Below are 21,120 nucleotides of genomic sequence, written 5' to 3'. Positions count from 1 at the left end.
GAAACCATAGCAAGCATCATAGAAGCCTAAACTGGGGCTTAATAGAAGACCTGGACTGGGCATAATAGAAGGCTCGGATTGGTCATAATAGACGACTCAGGCTGGGCTTAATAGAAGCATGAGCACGACTCTATCAGTTGTAAACCGAAATCTGAAAATGGCAAAAAGTTGAAGGGTAATGAAGGGTGATGAAGGGTTGACTTGCACCCTTCACCCTCTGAACCCCCGATAAACACAGGGGATTTCAAGGAAAAGATGAAGGGTATTTGCGTAATCCAATTATGAACAGTTCAAGTTTCGCATGTGGATCAAGTATGGGCGACTCAAAAGCTCCCTTCAGGGCGTGCGGAACTAACAAACTTAAGTTAAGAACATCATGAATAGAAGTTATGAGCCGAGCGAGGCTTATCCCGACATAATAAGTTAAAGAATGCTATCTAAAACCACAGAAACGACAAAATGTGCTTATAAATAATAAGTAAAAATGCTATTTTTAAAGACTTTTGTGAGTTTAATGGTTAAAAATGCAACTTTTTGCAAGAAATATTTGGTGAATAACTAAATTTTATATAATTTTGCAGCCGTTACAATTCAATTGTTAAATATTGTACTATAAAGAGAGAGATTTTATATATAAAATAGCATAGTTTTTTCCACCTCGGGGCACGAGGTGGATACAAAGATATGAGAAAAGAATAAACTTTATACATTCATTTTTTAAAAAAGAGAGAGATTTATGGAAAAAAGACTCATGACGTTTATCGCCTGCCTGTTCCTTAGCATAGGAATGGCTTTGGCACAAACTCAAGTTTCCGGAACGGTCACCTCTTCCGAAGATGGCTCGCCAGTTATCGGCGCCAGCATCAAGGTGGTAGGCACCAATACCGGTACTGTTACCAACATCGATGGTAACTTCTCACTGAACGTATCAGCCAACGCGAAGTTGGAGGTATCGTACATCGGCATGGTCACAAAGACCGTCAAAGCCGCAAAGAACATGAAGATTGTATTGGATCCAGACAACCAATCTTTGGATGAGGTAATGGTTGTTGCCTATGGTACTGCCAAGAAGAGCGCCTTCACAGGTTCGGCAGCTGTAGTAGGTTCTGAGGAACTTTCCAAGAAGGTTACCACTAACGTAGCTGATGCTTTGGTTGGTTCTGTATCTGGTTTGCAGATGCGTGGTAGCTCTGGCCAGCCAGGTGCAAGCCAGGGTAGCATCAACATTCGTGGTATCGCTTCTATGTATGCTGCTACAGACCCATTGGTAATTGTCGATGGTGCTCCTTATTCTGCAAGTCTTTCTAATATTCCTACAGATGATATCGAGTCGGTTACTGTATTGAAGGATGCAGCTTCTGCTGCTCTTTATGGTGCACGTGGTGCTGCTGGTGTTATCATTGTAACAACCAAGAAGGGTGCTAACAATTCTGAAGGAAAGATTAATGTCGACATGAAGTGGGGTTCCAACTCTCGTGCCGTTCCTGAGTATGATGTTATCACAGACCCAGGTCGGTATTACGAGGCTGTGTACTCAGAATATTACAACAAATATTACTATGGTGATGGCTTGAGTGCCAGCGCAGCCAATGTAAAGGCAAACTCCGCTATGCTGAACAAATTGGCATACAATGTGTACAGTTATCCTGACACAGAGCAGCTCATTGGTTTGGACGGCAAGTTGAATCCTAATGCAACTTTAGGCCGCACGATCACTGGTGCTGGCGGAAAGTCATACTATGTTACACCTGACGACTGGACTGATGCTGTGTTCCAGAACTCTTTGCGTCAGGAATATAACGTAAACGCAAGTGGTGGTTCTGACCGCTCTTCTTATTATGCCAGCTTAGGTTACTTGAATGATGAGGGTATCATCAAGAACTCAAGTTTCGAGCGTATCACTGCTCGATTGAAGGCCGACTATCAGATCAAGAAGTGGTTGAAGTTGGGCGCTAATATTGCATTTGTAAACTCTACACAGGAAGCTAATGCCAACTTAGGTACCAGTTTGAGCTTCACATCCAGTATGGCTCCTATTTATCCATTGTATCTCCGTCAGATTGACGAAAATGGCAACGTATATATCCCAACCGATGAGAGAGGCTTGCCTTTGTACGACTTGGGTTCTTCTACATTAGGTATCAACCGTCCATTCAACAACAACTACAACCCTATTGCTTCCAACAACTATGACAAGAGTGAGAACAAGGGTCATCAGTTGAATGGTACATTTACTGCAGACATCCAGATTACAGACTTCTTGAAGGCCAACTTGACCAGCACCATTATCTGGGGACAGACCAATGCGACAGGCTATGCCAATCCATTCTTCGGTTCTAAGGCGGGTGTGAACGGTTCGCTTTCTAAGTCTTCTACAGAAAGCTGGCGTCAGAACCACGTACAGACTCTTACCTATTTCGATAACTTTGGCAAGCATGGTGTTACCGTGATGCTTGGTCACGAATACTACAAGATTAATAGTACCTATCTTGATGCCTTGGCTGAGGGTGGTTTCTCTCCAAGTATTCTGCAGATTAGTGCCTTTGCCAACAAGAAGGATGCAAGCGGCTATGAGTCAGCTTACAATGTAGAGGGTTTCTTCGGCAATGCTCAGTACAACTACGACAACAAGTATTTCGGCTCTTTCTCTTATCGTCGTGATGCTTCTTCACGCTTTGCCAAGGAGAACCGTTGGGGTAGCTTCTGGTCAGTAGGCGCTGCTTGGCTGATCAACAAGGAGGCATGGTTTAAAGCACCTTGGGTAGACGAGTTGAAGTTGAAGGCTTCTATCGGTCAGCAAGGTAACGATAACATCGGCAACTGGGCTTACACCGACCTCTATACCTTGTCTCAGGTTTCAGATACAGAGATGTCTGCATCTTTCGCACGCTTGGGTAATCCTAAGATTACTTGGGAGACTACTACCAACTTCAACATTGGTACAGAGTTCAGTTTCTTCAAAGGTCGACTGAGTGGTAGCTTCGACTTCTATACCAAGAAGACTACCGACTTGCTCTTCTGGTTGCGTGTACCAGAGTCACAGGGTACTCGTGGCTACTACAGCAATGTGGGTGACCTTCGCAATACGGGTGTTGAGCTGACCTTGACAGGTCACATTTTCCGCACTAAGGATTTCGACTGGTCAGTTACAGCCAACTTGGCACACAACAAGACCAAGATTTTGAAGCTTGATTCTACTTCAAAGAACCAATATGGCGGCTTCTCACAGGCAAGTGACATGAGCTACACCATGTATTGGTACAAGGAGGGTGGACCTCTCTACAATGGTTTCCTGCCCAAGTATGCTGGTGTCAACGATAAGGGTGAGGCGCTCTATTGGGTAGACGAGGATGTCTCAGATAGTGAAATAACAGGTCGCCCTGGTAAGAAGTTATCTTACACTACAACTGACGTCAGCAAGGCCAGCAACTATGAGACAGGTTCTTTGTTGCCAAAGGTATCTGGCGGTCTTAGCACTACTGTTTCTTATAAGGGATTTGATGCTACATTCAGCTTCGACTACCAGATTGGAGGCAAGGTGTACGATATGAAGTATGCTAGTTTGATGAATCCTCTGACAAGCAACTCTACAGGTGGTTTGGCTATTCATAAAGACTATATCAAGTCATGGAGTCCTAACAATACCAGCAGCAACATTCCTCGCTGGCAGTATGGTGATGACAACAGTCAGACATCTGACCGTTTCTTGACCAACGCAAGTTACTTCAACTTCCAGTCATTCACAGTAGGTTACACCTTCCCAAAGAACTTGATACCATACTTCTCTAAGATTCGCATTTACTGCTCTGGCGAGAACCTTGGTTTCATCTCAGCTCGCAAGGGCTTGGATCCACGCTACTCTTATGACGGTGTGACTGGCACAAGTTACTCACCTACACGTAATATCTCTGGTGGTATTCAATTGACGTTCTAAAAACATTAAAAGACGAAACAATGATGAAAATAAATAAAACAACATGTGTTGCTCTTGCATTGGCAGCTACTTCGTTCACCAGTTGTATCGAAGAAATTGACCCACAGAGCAGCACCGTAACCATAGACCAGGCAGCTTCGGCTCCCAACTCGTTCAACAAGTTCGTATCGGCTATAACAGCCGATATGAATGGTCGCCCAATGATGAACAGTGAATCCGAATTGAGTGCAAACAACTACGATTTTGGCTATCCTTCACAGATGATTCAGCGTGACCTTATGGGTCAGGACATCGCTTATCCTGCCACTGTCGCACCAGGATTTTTCACAGTCTGGTACAATTATTTCGATGTGTTGACACCACAATATTTGATGTGTCAAATTCCATGGTCTGTATATTATGCGTGGATTAAAAACTGTAATACTGTCATCAAAATGGGTGCAGGCAATCCTACAGAAGAGCAGAAGAGTGGCGTGGGTATCGCATACGCCATGCGCGCCTTCTTCTATGAGGATATGGCACAGATGTATGCCAACGAGACTTATACCAAGAATCCAGAGGCAGAGACCGTGCCTATCGTTTCTGATGACGAGAGCATCGACATGAACCACAACCCTCGTGCTACCAACGAGAAGATGTGGAACTTCATCATCTCCGACCTCGACAAGGCAGAGGAATATCTTGCTGGCTATGAGCGTCCGGACAAGACTACTCCTGATGTTTCTGTCGTTTATGGTCTGAAGGCTCGTGCCTACCTCGTAATGGGCAAATGGGACAAGGCTGAAGAATATGCCAAAAAGGCACAAGCAGGATATTCTGTGATGTCTTCTGCAGAATATACCGATCGTGAGACTGGTTTCAATACTCCTAACGAGGCATGGATGTTCTGCATGACTTACAAGGATACAGACCCATGTATCAAGTACAACGATGCTGATACTTCTTGGGGATCTCAGATGTCGCTTGAGATCAACCCAGACAAGGATGTCTCTGCCTGTGGCTATGCTGCCAATTATGGTGATGCCAAGTTGATAGACCGTCACCTCTATGAGACCATTCCTGCTACCGACTGTCGCAAGAAGTGCTTTGTTGACTTCTCTACCAACGACATGGAAGGTACGGAACTCGAGAATAAGTTGAAGGAATATTCTGACTATCCTACATGGCTTGAGTATTCTGCCGAAATGGCCAAGTGGCCAGGAACAGGTGGTCTGAGCTTGAAGTTCCGTACAGCCAATGGCGTGGAAGGACACAACAATACAGCCAAGGGCTTCCTCCAGTCTGTTCCATTGATGCGTGTTGAGGAAATGAAGCTTATCGAGGCAGAGGCTGCAGGTATGCAGGACGAGGCTCGTGGCAAGCAGTTGCTTGAGGCTTTTGCCAAGGCACGTGACCCACAATTCGTATATGGCAAGCACGTCAACGACAAGTATGGCAACAGCAGCAACTCCGGCTTCCAGAACGAGATTTGGTGGCAGCGTCGTGTAGAGCTTTGGGGCGAGGGCTTCGCTACTCTCGACATCAAACGCTTTGGCAAGAGTGTGATTCGCAGCTATGCCGGTACTAACCACTGCGAGGAATCTCGTTGGAACACAACTGGTGTGCCACAATGGATGACCTTGATGATTGTGGAGAGTGAGGGTGCATACAATGCCGATTGTACTCAGAACCCGATGGTAACAACTCCTACAAGCGACTCACCAGAGTATGCATGGTAAAACTTTAGTTTAACAGATAAAAGAAAAGAATATGAAAAAATATATTTATGGACTGTTCTTTGCCCTCGTTTCGGTAGCTATGTTTACCGCCTGCTCTGAGGATGAAGGTTCCGACATCGGTTCTGACAGCCAAGCTAAAGCAACTCTTTATCAGTACACAGCCACAGAGCCTAATGATGCTGATATTGATACACAGATTCGTATCGCAACCAACAGCGCTACACAGAGCGCTTATCTGCTGGTAGAGAAAACTGCTGATTATGAAAGTCGCCTAACTCAACTGGGCGAGGAAGGCTATAAGGACTATGTGGTTGAGAATGGTGAGAAGATTGAAGGCGCAGAAGGTGCTGCCAATATAGACAAGACCATCAAGAGCCTTAGTGGTGACAACACTATCGCCGTGGTAGCTGTAGGCGGTGGAAAGTCCTTGGCTACAGTACAGTTTACTGCCAACAGTTGGACTACCGTTGCCGAGGGTACTTACAACTTCAGTGGTGCCGGTGCCCAGTTGTTTGGTGCTTCCAAACCAGCCATCTTGCAGGTAAATGATGCCAATCCGAAACTCTTCCGCTTCAAGAACTTCTGGGGAACAGGTAAGCACATGACCTTTAATCTTACAGACAATAAGGGAACAGACCAAAATGGACTTACCATCACCCAGCTTGTAGTTCCTGAGCAGGCTACTCCATATACTTATCCTGACTACGGAACAATCTATTATGCAGATGGTCTCACTCGCAAGTCGGTAAACTCACCCAGCTTCATGTACGATGATTATTACTGCAAGATTTTAATGCAGTGGTATGTAAGTGCAAGTAACTTGGGTCAGATTACGGACTACGATACATTCGAACCCAACGAGTAAACAAAAAGTTTATTATATTCTATAGAGAATGGCGAAGCCACAAGTGCTTCGCCATTCTTGTTTAGAGTCAGTTTTACCCCCAAATAAATTTATATAATATGAGAAAGACTCTTACACTTTTTATTGCTTCTCTGCTCGCTATGCCAAACTTCGCTGAAGACCGAAGCGAACAGGAAATGCAGACAATAGCACTGCAGGCTCTCTGCTCCTCAAATCTTCAGGCAGCTGGAGCCAAGAAGGCAGCAGCCAATATTGCCGTTGAGAAATATCAGTCATTAGATATGGTCAATGTCTATGGAATCAAGGGCAAAGGGGTGGTGTTCATCAGCAAAGACGACGACATAGAGCCTGTGCTTGGAATTTCTGATGAAGACTTTGATGTAAATAATATGCCTTGTGGCATGAAGTGGTGGCTGAATACAGCCAACAAATCACTTGAAAGGATGAAAGCCAAAGGTATTACTTATAGTGCTAACCCAATGGCAGCAAGTGGACGCCCCACCTATTTTATCAAGACCTACTGGAATCAGGACACACCCTTCAACAATCTTTGTCCTCGGATTAATGGCAGCGCCGCCCCAACGGGTTGTATAGCTACAGCTATGGCACAGATTATGAAGCACTATCAATATCCTGCTACAAGTAAGGGTACAGGCATATATTCCGTAACTACGTATAAAGATAAAAATGACAAAGAGGGCACCACTAAGTGGTATAAGCGAGAACTGGGACATACTTATCAATGGACAGCTATGCTGTCAAGCTATGGAATGATGTCAGAAGACGAGAATGATGCCGTAGCCACACTGATGGCTGATGCCGGTGCTGCCAGTCAAATGAATTATCAGGCTAATAGCAGTGGTACTATAGAATGGTATGCTGCCAAGGGATTTGCCGAGAACTTCAGATATGATTCTTTGGCTATCAGTTGTCTGCAGCGCGACTTCTATACCGATGCGGAATGGATGGAGATGGTACGCAAAGAAATGGAAGCTAAACAGCCTGTTCTCTACTGCGGTAGCGATGAGATAGAAGGAGGTCATGCCTTCTTGCTCGATGGCATACAGAGCGATGGTAAAGTACATGTCAACTGGGGATGGGGAAAGTCTGGAGACGGATGGTTTGATATTGATGTTCTGAGACCTAATATCACTGGGTTTACCGGAGAGGGTTTTAACATCGGACAGAGTATGGTTTTAGGCTTCAAGAAACAGGAGACTCCGAGCGCTGACGAAGAAAACATTTCGCAATGGGTAACTGACGGATATAGTTTTTATATCAGCAATAACGAGTTGCACGTCAAACTGACTAACGCCTACAATTACAGTCATCGCGTGTTCGAGGGTAGATTAGACATCGTGCTACAAGGCATGGGTGACAATAATAGTAAACTCTATACCGAACCGATTTTCGAGACGGATACAGAAACACCTTATGTTGATATGTTGAGTGGTTTTAATTACGGTGACAAAGATCATCCTGAAGTTGACTACAATCTGAGTCAGGAGCCTGAATTAAAGAATATTTCTGCAGGCACCTACAAACTGTTTCTTGGCTCAAAGTCGACAAAAGAAAAAGCCTATCAATGCTTGCGTAGCGTAGGTGGCACCATCATGTACACACTTACCGTTGCTTCCGATGGCACGATGACTTTATCACAGGATGGCACTTCTGCTATCTCTGCCGTTGCTGTTAAGCACAACATCTCTGCTCCTTACACCTATATATATAATATGCAAGGTCAGGAGGTGTATAAGTCGAAGACACAGGACTTCTGTCTCGATGATGTTCCTGCTCATGGCGTATTGATCGTGAAGCAAGGCGACACGACAAGAAAAGTTGTGAAGTAAAAAATTCTTCTATCACCTATCAAATACATTGCCCACCTTTGGTTACTTACCGTACCAAGGGTGGGCATTTCTTCTTATCTTCCTCTGCCTCAAATATTTTCCAATAAATTCCTTGCTTCTTTCAGAAGAAGCGATAATCTCCAATCATGGAGATATAACTTTTTTAGATATGGCTTTACCAATCCATAATTTTGCGTATATCAAAGCTTACAGAGCCAAATCTATCAAACTGAGACAACCAAGCTGGTACCTCCTTATTCATCCATCCCATAACATTCTTCATTTCATCGTGTATCATCTCAACTTCATCGAGATTCCAACAAATTGCTTCATTATGATCTATCCTATTGCGCAAGCGACGGAATTTGTTTAAGAAGCTAGCAACTATCTTTCTTTGCCGATTAGCTTTCTTCATAAAGGGGAAAGCTCTCCTTAAATCTTTCCAAAGGATACGTTCGTAGTTTCTATTAAAAAGGGATGTCCAGAAGCCCCAGGTCAATTCTGCTGTAATCTTTGCTGTGGTAATATCTTCTCCTCGTGCAGCAATTTGTTTCTTAGCTGTGCTTATATATTTATTCAGCTCCATTAAGCCTGGAGTTGTAGAGAATACGACATACCAATCTTCTCTTTTGGCAAATGCCACAAGTTCCCGAACTACGGAATTACGGAGTTCTACCTCAAAGACAGAAAGACATGGGTACATAGCTTCGGAAAGCATTATGTTACATTGATAATGCTTAATTGCCTTTACTTCATCCCCAGGATAGAGCAAGAAATATTTCTTCATTCTATCTGTCGAGAAAACTTTTTCGAAAAAATCTTTGGTATATTCCATTTTAATTCTTATCTTTGCAGCGCAGTCCCGGTAAGGCCCTCTCCCAGATTATTCGATGCTGGTGATGACCCCGGGTTTTTTATTTTTGCAAAAGTATATAAATATTTTGATAGTGACAACAATAAAGCCTGTTTTCTTTGCTTTTTTCTGTTATTCCTTCACCCTTAAACATTTTCCCGTAAATTTCTTGCATCTTTCGGAAGAAAAGTGTAATTTTGCATAAGATTAGCTGCGCTCGGCAATTTGAAAGCAAGCTTTCATTGCGCTCACTGGCATAATCTTTGCAATCGAGAAAAGAAGAATCATAAAAACAAGGAGGTTAAGTATGGACAACAAGAATATTTCATCAGAAGCATTTCTCTCCAATGATGGAGATATGACTTCTTTTAGATATGGCAATAGTAATATCCGATTTCGTACTCCAAAACGCCTCAAACGATTCACAGAGGTTAAGGAATGGGATAATGGATATATTGTTGTCATGGCTGATTATGAGGGCATTGGTGAAACAGAAGAGTATATTGACCTTTTGCCCATATTGAAGAATCTTTATATAAATCCTACGACATTTCTCAAACCAATCAAGTCAGTTAAAATAGATTATCATGAAGGAAGAAGAAATTAAAGCCGTAGCTGAAAAAGCAATAATGATTGTTTGCGGATATGCATTTTCGCAAAGTGAAGAAGGCTTTATACGTGTAGTATATCTACACCCGCCATATCATGCTCTTGTGATGACAAGAGAGGGTGATGTAATAGAAACCAATATGGATGATATTGAAATCAGCATTGTTCAAAAGTATTGGAAACGAAACAAGAATTTAATGGAACAAACTTATGCCTAAATATTACGATTTTATGATATGTGGGTATTACCTATATTTTACTTCACATTGTATAGTAGAAGCTATGCATGTACATGCGAGTGACCGACACTTAACGGAATCTGGCTCAGCCAAGTTGTTTGTTTTAGGAAATGGTGATACAGTCGTAAAAGAGCAGGGTGTTCTGACCAATAAAGAAATGAGAATAATTCGTGAATTCATTAAAGACAACTATCAAGAAATGTTCTTGAAATGGTCGGAAATGAGCAATAATGGATTTTATCGTGGAGAACATTAATATAAGAAGGTTGATATGAGCAAGTGCTTTTCACATAATATTAGCTGCGCTCGGCAATACCTATAATGCCCACCTTTGGTTACTTACCGTACCAAGGGTGGGCATTGTTGTTTTTTTCATCTTTACTTTTCCCTAAGGAATATCGCAGAACAAATCATCGTATGATGACTTTACGTACTTCGCCATTGGCGTAACGTACGATGCAGACTCCGGGGCGAGGACCATCGAGGCGGGTTCCATTGAGCGAGTAATAAGCCACGATGCCATTCTCTTCGCCCGCCACGATGTCATGAATGCCAGAGTCGATGGTTGGGTCTACTACCTTCACCTCATCAAGGAAGAAACGCTTCTTGTCGGCCTTGAAGGTAACCTTTACTGTGCCAGTAGCTGTGATGTTGACACCAAACTGTTTCCATAAACCTTTTGGAATCTCAACGGTAGTCTTCGACAACGTGCCATTGTTGACAGAAAGCGTCAGGGAGGTGGCATCATGAGTGCCGTCCCACCCTCCTGCCTTGAATGACAGATAAGCAGAGCCATTGACGGAAAAGGCAGGAGTCGTGATAACACCAGCCGTACTGCTGTTGCCCAATCGTACACATTGATTGCCAGAAAAGATCTTATTAGAACTGGTCCAGCCATTATTGTCGAACTCCATACTGAGGGCTTCAGACCCAGCTACTCCATTGCCACTCCACTGATTATCATTGCCTCCTGTTCCACCACACTTATCAAAAGACTCGTACAACAAGACTGAGCCAGATGGTGTGACAGGAGTATCGGGATCGGTCTCTCCCCCACCGCCACTACTGCGGTCTGCCTTGCTGAAGGTGAGCGAGGCTGTTCTGTCGGATGCCACACTGATATCCGTGATGTCGATGTGCATATACTTGGTGCCATCGCTATTCTTATTATATAAGGTAGCAGCAGGATTGGACTCGGCGGTAAGACTGTTGTTGGTGTTATAGGGGTAAAGGTCGGAAGTAACGCCATCATCTGACGTAGACTTGCCTGCACGGAAGATGGTAAAACGCTGATGATCGTTATAATAAACATTTTCATTTTCATCATAGTAATTCCCCTTTGTATTGGGCATATTATTCCACCAGATATAGGCATCATAGTCCACATGGGTAATCATCACACCTTCAGAAGGAAGATAAGCATCCCAACCTGTGTTTTGACGATTTTCAACGATGTAATATTCATCCTCGTGCGCCTTGTTTTTCAGCACATAGGCACCGCCACCCTCGCTGATGGCTTTCAGTCCTGTGACGTTGAGGGCTTCATCTATATGGGTAACATCCTGATATGTCAACCAGCCACACTCATGCTTCTCGTAAGCCGAATAACCTGCAGGACATTTGCCGTCACCATTATTATTACCTGCACACATCAGATCGTAAGCGCCCATTCCGAACCATCCAGAATAACCAGTATCATACAAGTCAGGGAATCCCATGCAATGGGAGAACTCATGGCAAAAAGTTCCGATACCATCGAGTATGCCACGACCATTCAGCTCTGCACTGCAGGCATAGGTGTCTACCTTAACACCATTGAAGGAAAGAGACTTGCCATAATCGGATGCTGAAAGAGCAAACTCGTGTGGCCATATCGTAGATACAGCACCGCCATCAGCCTCTCCCTTTCCAGCATAAAGCACAAATACCTGATCTACTTCGCCATCGCCGTCCCAGTCGTATTTGGAGAAATCAACGCCCTGAGTAGCTGCCCACTGACAAGCCTCAGCTACCATCTCGCCAGCGTGAAGGTCGTTGCCATGAGAATCATTTCCTCCATAATAGGAACATGGGTTCTTCAGCTGACAGATACCTACAACATCAAAGTCGAGTTCGAACTGTCCTGCACTCTGCGCCTTGAAGTAATCTTTCACACTGCCGTTGAATCCATTGTCGGTATAGTTCTCAGCATTGGCTATCTTGTTGTACAAAGCACGGTCGTGACCACTCTGAAACTTGGAGTCGGTAAACTGAGCCAAGATGATCAGTCCCTTCTTCGTGCCTTGGAAAATATTAGTAACATCAGCCTTTCGCCTCACTGCGCGACGATTGTTGGCCTTGGCTCTCCGTGCCACAGCCTTGCGACGAGAATTCGAGAATTGGCTATCAGAATAAACCTGATAAGTTGCTGAAGCAGCATCATAGAGATAACGTGTTCCGTCCTCACTCTGGTAATAGTGCATGAACTCATCGCCAACCAACTGTACCTTGACCTGTGTGCCATCAGTGAGCGAAATGGTGCGCCAGACTCCTGGCTTGGCGGGTACTGCCATTGCCGACAAGACAACAAAGAGCACAACCCATAGTGTAAACCATCTTTTCATCGTAAGTCTTTTCGTTGTGTTTTAGTAATTGAATATTATAGAACTTCAGCAAGTTCAGAAGTTATAGAATTTGTGTAACCATCCGTTAAGCGACGCAAATTTACGCATTTTATTTTCACCCCACAAGATTTTCTGCATAATTCTTGAAAAACTATCGACTTTTCGCTAATGAGGAAGTTATCTTTCCCCAAAAAGACACTACATAGAAATGTGGGATAGAAAGAGAAAAGAAAAAAGTCCCGCATCATAAACATGACACGGGACTTTTGGGTGGATTATCCTATCCTACAGAGAACCCCAAAGGCTCTCTGATGGATAGAAGAAAGAATTTACTTGAGTGCGAACTTAATGGCAGAAACCTTACCATCGATGTCGGCTACGAGGTGATAAACACCTGCTATAGAGCCAGACAGGTTAAGGCTAACCTTATCGCCTGCATGTACAGGAGCGGCTATCTGCTGAGCCATCAGCTGACCGGCATTGCTGTAAACACGGAGCACGGCCTTGTCGGCATTGACATGGAGAGTAACCTCACCATTCTCGTTGACCGTTATATCACCCTTGTTGCTGCCATCGGCCTCAACACCGTCGATGCCTGTGGTCTCTGATACGGTCAGAGAGATGACACCTGTAGAAGAAGCACCGTTGGCATCGGTAGCCACTACGTTGATTTTGGTCTTACCTGCTGCCTTGCCAGCCACGATGAATCCATCTTCCGACTTGAAGACAGTAGCTACAGAGGCATCCTCAACAGAAGCTGTGTAGGTCATCTTGTCGCCATCCACATCCTTGAAGAGCTCAGCGAAGTTGTACTGACCAGAGGTCTCGCCAACCTTCATAGCCAACTCTGTGGCACCGACGTACTCAGGAGCACGGTTGGTATGCTCTACATTGTAGTTGACAACAGCTGAGCTTACATTGCCAGACTCGTCCTTGGCATTAATGGTGAAGGTATGCTTGCCAGCTGTACCGTAATCAGGAGCAAGAACGACACGGAGCTTTAAGCTGCCGCCTTCCTCAACAGAATAAGTACCATTGCTTTCAGAAATACCTTCCTGAGTGCCGTCCTCATTCTCATAACTCTCAACAGCAGCGATGTCGTCTACATCTTTCAGACTTACAGTGAAAGGCTCGCCCTCGGCATCAGCAACAGTTACATCAACAGCTGCCTTGCTTGCCTCAGGAACAGTGGTCTCACCTTCAGGAGCGGTGATGGTAGGAGCTGCATTCTTGTCGAGATAGATGTGATAGTTGTAGAGCTTGTTCATAGGATCATTGCTCTTCACTACGAGAGTAGCCTTATTGTTCTTAGAGAAGTAAGCGCTCTTGGCATTCACCTCAAACTGTACAGGAATAGACTCGCCAGGAGCAATCTCACCTTCCTTCTTCTCGTTGAGCAACTTAATCCATGGTTCACCCTTCTCCTTCTCGATACAAGTCATGAAGTAACCGAAGGCGCCATAGCTGTAAGCATTGTCGTAGAGTGTCTCAATGTCAACCCAGCCACCCAAAGACTTCAGGTGTGCCATGTAGCGATTGGTCTCCATATCGCCATCCTTGGTTGCCATCATGGCTGATGACTTGTAGCCGGCAGGATACTTCAATACGACATAGAAGGTATCGGCAGGATTGATGTAGATAGGGTTGTCAAACTCCAACATACGTGCAGCACCCTGGTAGCTGCCATCATCACGAGGTTCTTCCTTGGCAATATGAATCTTGCCATGGCCGATGGTCTTCTCGGTAGCAGTAACATCATTGCCCAGAATAACAGAAGCCTCGATGTCCACATTCTCCAAGTCGCCTACAGTACCGACGAAGTAGAGATGAGTAAGATTGAAACCTTCTGCAGGAGCCTCATAACGAGTTGCTGCATAGAAGTTCTCATCCAGAGCAGTAGCACCCGTACCCATCAGGGCAGCCTGAGCATTTTCTACAGGGTTGAGTACTGGATAATAGAGCGCATTACCCTCATAGCCCTTAGGCAAGTCGTAGATGAACTTCTGATCGTCCTTCACCTTCTTCAAGCCAAGAGCCTTCACCATGCCCTTCTTGCCGGAAATCTTCTCTACACAGGTAGCCACGAAGTTCTTGGCTGCATCCTGTGAAGGATAAGAGATGACGTTATAGGCAGGAGCAGGATCGTTGCCGTCCTCATACTCATTGCCTGCATCACGACCAGATGGATCGAGACTCAATGAGTAAGTAAGCTTATACTCGCCTTCGTTCATCAAATTGACGGTAGAAGTGCCCTTATAGTCAGAAGCCACATTCTCAATGTGCAACTCCTCTTGGTCGAATGACAAGACAGGAGCCTCTGTGATATTCAGCTTGATGGTAGAGGTGTGTGTCTCCTCATTCAAGCCCTCTACTGTAAATATGAGAGGGAATTCCTTCTTATGTACTTCATATACAATATAAGGTGCGATTCTGAACTTCACGGTGTCGGTACCTACTACGATAGGAGCCATCATACCGCTCTGGTATGGAATCCATGCCTTGGCTGTAGCATCATCAGCAAGTGCCATTGGACCTGGGTCGATACCGTCGTCACCGCCATAGTTGCTTTGTGCAGCATAGACCTCAAGTTTACCTTCTGGAGCAGAAGGCTCCTCAACATCAGGGTCATCAGACTCCGAGCCAGTAAACATCTCAGAAGCAACGTCTGTGATAGTGAATGCCTTGGTTCCCTTGTTGACTACATAGAATTCATAGTATGAAGGATCCATTGCGTTCTCATCTACAGGCTGCTCAACATTGATTATCTCAGGGAACTCAGCCTGAGCCTCACCAGTGATATTCAGCTTAACAGGAATCTTAACGCTTGCACTAGAAGGATCGTTGGTTGTAACGTTCAACTCATAATCATAAGTATCAGCCAGCTGGTTAGCCTTCAGCTCAACCGGCATTTCAACCTGCTCACCTGGAGCCACTACATAGTTCTTATATGGAGAGAACTCAACGGCATTGCCGTCGGTGATATACATATCAGCAGGAGTAATACCACGAGTACCGGTATGATCCATGATACCACAGAGACCGAATACGCCCAACTGGAATCCATCAGGATCTACATTGTACTGGAACTTGAAGGAACCATCCTTGCGGAGAATCACCTCAAAGTTCATACCCTGCATCATCGTATTGCCATAATTCTTATAGCTTACAATGACCTCATCATCCTTTGCCTTATAATATACACCATCAGAAGATGGAGTATTCATAGAGTGGTTACCCCAGAATGGGCAGATGATGTTGGTATAGAAGGTTTCTGTTGTTGGCAGACTTGCTGGTGGCTCAGGGAACTGCTTGTAATCCTCTACCGGTGCATCGAAAGATACGAAACCAGTATTGTAGATATACATGCTCTTATACTTCTTGCCATAGAATGGGAACTCGAATGGAAGTTCCACCTTCTTGAAGTCTGTCTTATCAATATAGTATGCATAAGGCATGTGCTCAGTATAGTCGTTGGTGATATCTACCCAGTTATAAGGTATATCGAAGCCATCGAGCTTAGACTTGAACACATAATCAACAGAAGACTTTCCTGTAGCCTCCAGGTCGGAAGCTGTATACCAAGAAGCAGGCTCAGCAGAGAACGTAAGATTCTCATCGCCCTCGTTGGTTACCTGGATTGTCTTTTCTACATTGGTACCATAAGGAGTTTCAACCTCCAGGCTCTCTGGATTACTCTTCCAGGTAGGATTACCAATCACCTCAGCCTTCAATGGGATTTCCTTGGTTGTACCATCCTGATAGGTGATGACGAGAACATCTTCTACAGTACCCTTCTCGGCAGTAGGCAATGTCACAACGATATCCTTGCCCTGACCTGCAGGAACAGAGAAGGCCGCATTCATTTCTTCAGCGAGAGTAAACTTGCCGTTCTTGACAGTTACGCTTGTCACGTTGAGAGCATCCTTACCGTTGTTGCTCAACAATACTGTGCGCTGCTGGGCAGAAGTGCGGAATACCTTACCGAAATCTACGCTGGTAGAATCGAGAGCAGCCTCAGCCTTCAGGTTGTCGCCAACGATGTTGGCAGTCAACTTGACAGATGCACTTGGGTTGGTTGGATCGTTGGTGATAACGGTGAGATAGTTGGTCAGAGGTCCTGCCACCAATTCATCGTTGGCTGCCAATGTTACCTTGATTTCCTTGCTTTCACCATTGCCTACATAGCCATCAGTGCTTGACAGGCTCTTGATCATAGACTTGGCAGGAGCCACAATCTTGATGGCGCTGCCTGTAACGATATCATAATAAGGAGCATCCAGACCACCATTGCTCTCCTGTACCTTGTTGGCATCAACAAATATACAAGGATCGGAAGCAGCAATATCGCTGACACCTACGAAGTTGTGACCACCAGAGCCGAATACGCCAGCTGGATTATAATCATCGTAGTAAACCTCAACACTTCCGTCAGGGCAAAGAGCCATGTGGAAGCTGATGGTTGTGGTCTCGCCGGCACCATTGGTTGCAGGAGTTACCACATCCTTGAACTTGATATAGAGTTTACCGTTCTTATGACCATAGGTAATCTTACTGTTGGCACCCATGTCCATCCAGCCAGAATTGGTATAAGCCGAAATATAGCCCAATCCCTGTACACAATCGCCAGTAGGAACCATACAAGAGATACGGCCATCCATCTGCTGCATGGAGACACCACCATAAGAAGATACGTAAATCTGCTCGTAGTCCTTGCCATAGAATGGGAACTTGAAGCCCACCTTGATAGGACCCGACTGCCAGTTGTCGTTAGTGAACTGAGAGGTGATGTCCTTCTCGTCAGCCAACTCTGGAGCAGTCTCGTACTCGAATGATTCATCACCGGCAACATTAGAGATGGTAGTATAACCAAACTTATGTACTTTGGCAGTAGAACCTACTATCTTCTCGGAAGAGAACTTAGGGAATACATACTGCAAAGGATAGTTACCCGTGTTACTGATGGTGATGGTAGTAGTCTTATCCTCACCGCCTACCTTCAGGTCGCCTGCATCATAAGCATCAGGAGTTACACTCTGCTTGGCAGGAACTGAAGCGACACCGCGAACCAGGAATGAATACTGCTGACCATTCTTATCGGTCAGGGTGATGGTACTGCTGAAGTTGCCCTCCGTGGTAGGAGCGAACGTCACAGGCAACGTACCGGTAGAGCGGGCTGCAATATTATTGGCACCCTTTGACACATTGAACTGATCGGATGAAGACTTCACGTTCTTTGGAGCCTGGAGCCTACCATAGTTACCACCAAATACACCATAACCGCTATTGGTCAACTCTACATCAATGGTCTTGGTCTGACCCACCAGCAAGTCACCGAAGTCAACCAGCTGCTGGCTGTGCAGTTCAGGCTTATAGCCCTTCACGGTCATAGACAAAGCAACCTGCTGCTTGGAATCAACAGCCTCATTGCTCTTGACATGGATATTGAAGTTGTAAGTACCATTCACCAGTTTCTGACCATCATTCTTCAGAGTAACCTTCTGGCTTTCGTTAGGACGAACCTCACCGCTAATAGGCTCAGGGTTGAGCACCTCACTCCAGTCTGGGTTCTTGCTGATGGCCTGTACTGCCCATGTGAGCTGACTGGCTACAGCCTCGAAACTGGTGCCCTTGAGCACCTCACTCAACTGAGTCCAGGTTGTACCGTTATCAGAGCTATAGAAGCTGTACTGGGCAACATCGGTTCGGGAAGTCTTGCCTGTAGCCAATGGGTTCTTGGCGCCAGCAGGGAACTTAGCCACTACCCAGAAGCTTGAACCAGGAGCAAAGTGAATCTGCTCTTTCAGGGTAATAGGATAATTGTATGCCCAGAAGCCATAATTAACCTTCTGAATCAAACTTGCAGTAGAGATAGAACGTGAACCGTCGTAGATTTCAATCTCAGGATCCTGTCCGTTCTGTCCCTGAATACGAAGATCGGTCAGGTTGAAACCATTAGGATAAGTTGCCTTATCTACATAGAAATACTGAGCCAAAGCATTTGGCAGCTTGGTATCAGTTTCACCGATATAGCTGTACACCTGGTTGGAATAGGTCAAAGTGTCTGGCCAGTCCTTAGCCTGATAGTTTGAAGTAGCCACAGCATTGCGCTTCACAAGTGTTGGGCTGACTGTACCGCTGAAAGGAAGAACCTGACCTGGGTTTGGATTCTTGATACGACCGCTGGTAGACATAGTAGCTCGGGTCGTAGCAGTAGTAAGCTGATACTTCAACACGCCCTCACCTGCATTCTTTACATTGAAAGAAGCCTCGGCTGTGGAAGCCTTGGTGGCATCTACGGTCATAGAAAGGTTCTTCTGGTCTACCTGAACCTTAGGACCTGCATTGGTGGTAGCCTCCTTGATGGGAGAAACGGCAGAAGCCTTACCCCAACGGTTGTAAGCCACAATGGCGAAGTAGTACTTGGTAGAAGCCTTCAGACCATCCAACTCATAAGACATCTTGTCGCCTGAATACTTAAACTTGGTATCTACTGATACTGAGCTCAACTTGTTCAAGTCGTCTGTAGCAGTGAAAGCCTCTGTGCTATAATAAATCACATGATGGTCGATGCTCTTCTCTTCGGTTTCAGGAATCGTCCATTCGATGAGAGCATTGTCGTGAGATGCAGTAACAGTGAAGTCGGCAACAGCCTCAGGCACGCTACCCTCCTTACCCTGCAAAGCCTTGTAAGCATCGATATAACCGGAACCCATCAAGCCCTTGTACTCAGGATTCTGAGTATACAGGTCGTTTACAGAAGTGGTAAGCAAGGTGCGGAGAGTCTCATTAGAGAACTGCTTGTTACCATACTTGGAAAGAATCAAGGCTGCAATACCAGATACATGAGGACATGCCATAGAGGTTCCCTCATTATAACCGTAGGTACTGTTAGGCAAGGTACTCAATACGCCATACTGCTGACCATTGTCTTCCAAACCACCAGGGGCTGTCACATCAACCCACTTGCCACGGTTGGAATAATAAGCCACGCTTCCGTCAGGAGCCATGGAACCAACAGCCACAACCTTGTCAAGACAACCAGGATAATAGTTGCCTTCCTCACCATTGTTACCGGCAGCAAAGATACAGAGACCTCCGTTCATCTTGTCGCCACCACCATTCTTGGTGAAGTAATCAACAGCTTCGGTAACCGACTTATCCTCATCGTCTGCAACACTGGCACCCCAGGAACACTGGGCAATGCTGGCACCGCGGTCGGCTGCATAAACAATGGCTTGACCGAAATCAGCTACTGCAGAACTGCTGGCACGGCTGTCGAATACCTGGCAGACCATCATCTTGACACCGCCCTTACCGTCGCTACCACCGGCAACACCGCAGACACCGATACCATTATTATTGGTGGCACCTACGGTACCTGCTACGTGAGTACCATGAGAGTGAGCGTTGATATCGCTTGAATTGATAACGAAGTTGAAGCCGTAGATATCATCTACAAAGCCATCCTTATCATCATCAACACCAGGCTCACCGTTCAACTCGGCTGCGTTGATCCACACATTGTCCTTCAGGTCGGGGTGATCTACCTGGAAACCACCATCAATGATGGCAACCACAACATCCTTAGAACCGGTAACACCAGTTTCCCAAGCCTTGAACACATTGGCATCGGCACCCACCTTGGTACCTGCGATATGACCATCGTTGTTGTAATGCCACTGGTCATTGAGCAATGGGTCGTTGAAAGGCATGGTAGAAGCAGCCTTGGCTGCCTTTGCCACTGCAGCTGGCGAAACCTCCAGGAAACGCTCACCGCCTATGGGTTTGTAAACCGGTATGCGCTGGGCATAAGCCACACCCTCTGTAGAACGGAGCAAGTTACGGGCTTGTGCCAGTTTCATACCTGATGCCTCGTAGTGGACATCGTACCAAAGATCCAGTCCTGCTGCCTTGTGCTTAGCCTCATCCTTACCGGCATAAGGGAAAACACGGGTCATAGAGACTGCCTTTACTTTCTGACTGACCCTGTCGAGCGGGGTCACGCCAGTCTGAACATACTTCTTGCTCGTACCTTTCACCGACAGCGGAAGCTTGGCAGACACCAAACGGTCGGCTATCTCGCGCTGGAGTTTGACACGAACGACACCCTCTACGTAATTACCATCCGCAGAGGTTGCTGTAGAAGAAGATACAGACTGCGCCTGAATACGTACGCTACTGCCTAAACACAGCATCGCACATACTAACAAAAGTAATCTTCTTGTCATCTTGAAAATGTTGTAAAAAATAAATATAAAACAAATAATAGTATATTATAATGCTATACGTAAATAAGTGTCGAAACAATCTGATAAGTGTTGATACGCCCTCATGAGTGTCTGTACGACACTAACTTTTTCTCTCGGGTGCAAAAGTAAATAAATTAATTGATATACGCAAGCATTTCTGACAGTTTTGTATAAAAAGACAGTAAAAATACATCATTTTG

Annotated in this window: 10 protein-coding genes; 7 read left to right on the top strand and 3 right to left on the bottom strand. The window is 45.3% G+C overall.

Annotation, left to right across the window (positions count from 1 at the left end; translation table 11 throughout):
- The first annotated feature begins 736 nt into the window (after positions 1-736).
- From P3T48_RS01625 to P3T48_RS01610, 4 genes are all read left to right on the top strand, one after another.
- Positions 737-3,934 (top strand): SusC/RagA family TonB-linked outer membrane protein, encoded by a 3,198-nt coding sequence (locus P3T48_RS01625; protein ID WP_276505371.1) that lies wholly within the window; start codon positions 737-739, stop codon positions 3,932-3,934.
- A 20-nt stretch (positions 3,935-3,954) separates the two neighbouring features.
- A complete protein-coding gene (locus tag P3T48_RS01620) occupies positions 3,955-5,652 on the top strand; it encodes a RagB/SusD family nutrient uptake outer membrane protein (RefSeq protein ID WP_276505370.1) in 1,698 nt (565 codons plus the stop codon).
- Between the two features lie 31 nt (positions 5,653-5,683).
- Positions 5,684-6,517, top strand: a complete 834-nt coding sequence (locus P3T48_RS01615; RefSeq protein ID WP_276505369.1) for a hypothetical protein — start codon at positions 5,684-5,686, stop codon at positions 6,515-6,517.
- A 98-nt stretch (positions 6,518-6,615) separates the two neighbouring features.
- Positions 6,616-8,367 carry a C10 family peptidase gene (locus tag P3T48_RS01610; RefSeq protein WP_276505368.1) on the top strand — a complete coding sequence of 584 codons (1,752 nt, stop codon included), beginning with the start codon at positions 6,616-6,618 and terminating at the stop codon, positions 8,365-8,367.
- Positions 8,368-8,542: 175 nt separating this feature from the next.
- On the opposite strand, the gene P3T48_RS01605 is transcribed toward P3T48_RS01610, so the two are convergent.
- Positions 8,543-9,202, bottom strand: a complete 660-nt coding sequence (locus P3T48_RS01605; RefSeq protein ID WP_158464111.1) for an Abi family protein — start codon at positions 9,200-9,202, stop codon at positions 8,543-8,545.
- A 325-nt stretch (positions 9,203-9,527) separates the two neighbouring features.
- Between P3T48_RS01605 and P3T48_RS01600 the strand changes: the two genes are divergently transcribed.
- The 3 genes from P3T48_RS01600 to P3T48_RS01590 are packed head-to-tail and all read left to right on the top strand — an operon-like array spanning position 9,528 to position 10,324.
- Complete coding sequence (locus P3T48_RS01600) at positions 9,528-9,827, top strand: DUF7724 family protein (RefSeq protein ID WP_022252860.1); 300 nt, start codon at positions 9,528-9,530, stop codon at positions 9,825-9,827.
- Complete coding sequence (locus tag P3T48_RS01595) at positions 9,808-10,047, top strand: DUF7723 family protein (RefSeq protein ID WP_022252859.1); 240 nt, start codon at positions 9,808-9,810, stop codon at positions 10,045-10,047. Before P3T48_RS01600 ends, P3T48_RS01595 begins: the two co-directional genes overlap by 20 nt.
- Positions 10,040-10,324 carry a DUF4160 domain-containing protein gene (locus P3T48_RS01590; RefSeq protein WP_022252858.1) on the top strand — a complete coding sequence of 95 codons (285 nt, stop codon included), beginning with the start codon at positions 10,040-10,042 and terminating at the stop codon, positions 10,322-10,324. Before P3T48_RS01595 ends, P3T48_RS01590 begins: the two co-directional genes overlap by 8 nt.
- Before the next feature lie 154 nt (positions 10,325-10,478).
- Here the strand turns inward: P3T48_RS01590 and P3T48_RS01585 are convergent, their stop codons facing one another.
- Together P3T48_RS01585 and P3T48_RS01580 are read right to left on the bottom strand one after the other, a co-directional pair.
- Positions 10,479-12,671 (bottom strand): M6 family metalloprotease domain-containing protein, encoded by a 2,193-nt coding sequence (locus P3T48_RS01585; RefSeq protein ID WP_276505367.1) that lies wholly within the window; start codon positions 12,669-12,671, stop codon positions 10,479-10,481.
- A gap of 329 nt (positions 12,672-13,000) precedes the next feature.
- Positions 13,001-20,899, bottom strand: a complete 7,899-nt coding sequence (locus P3T48_RS01580; protein WP_276505366.1) for a S8 family serine peptidase — start codon at positions 20,897-20,899, stop codon at positions 13,001-13,003.
- Positions 20,900-21,120: the final 221 nt, after the last annotated feature.

It is taken from the genome of Segatella intestinalis, from assembly GCF_029348455.1.
Taxonomy (GTDB): domain Bacteria; phylum Bacteroidota; class Bacteroidia; order Bacteroidales; family Bacteroidaceae; genus Prevotella.
Note: the sequence above shows the minus strand (reverse complement) of the source record. Positions and strands in the feature narration are given on the sequence as shown.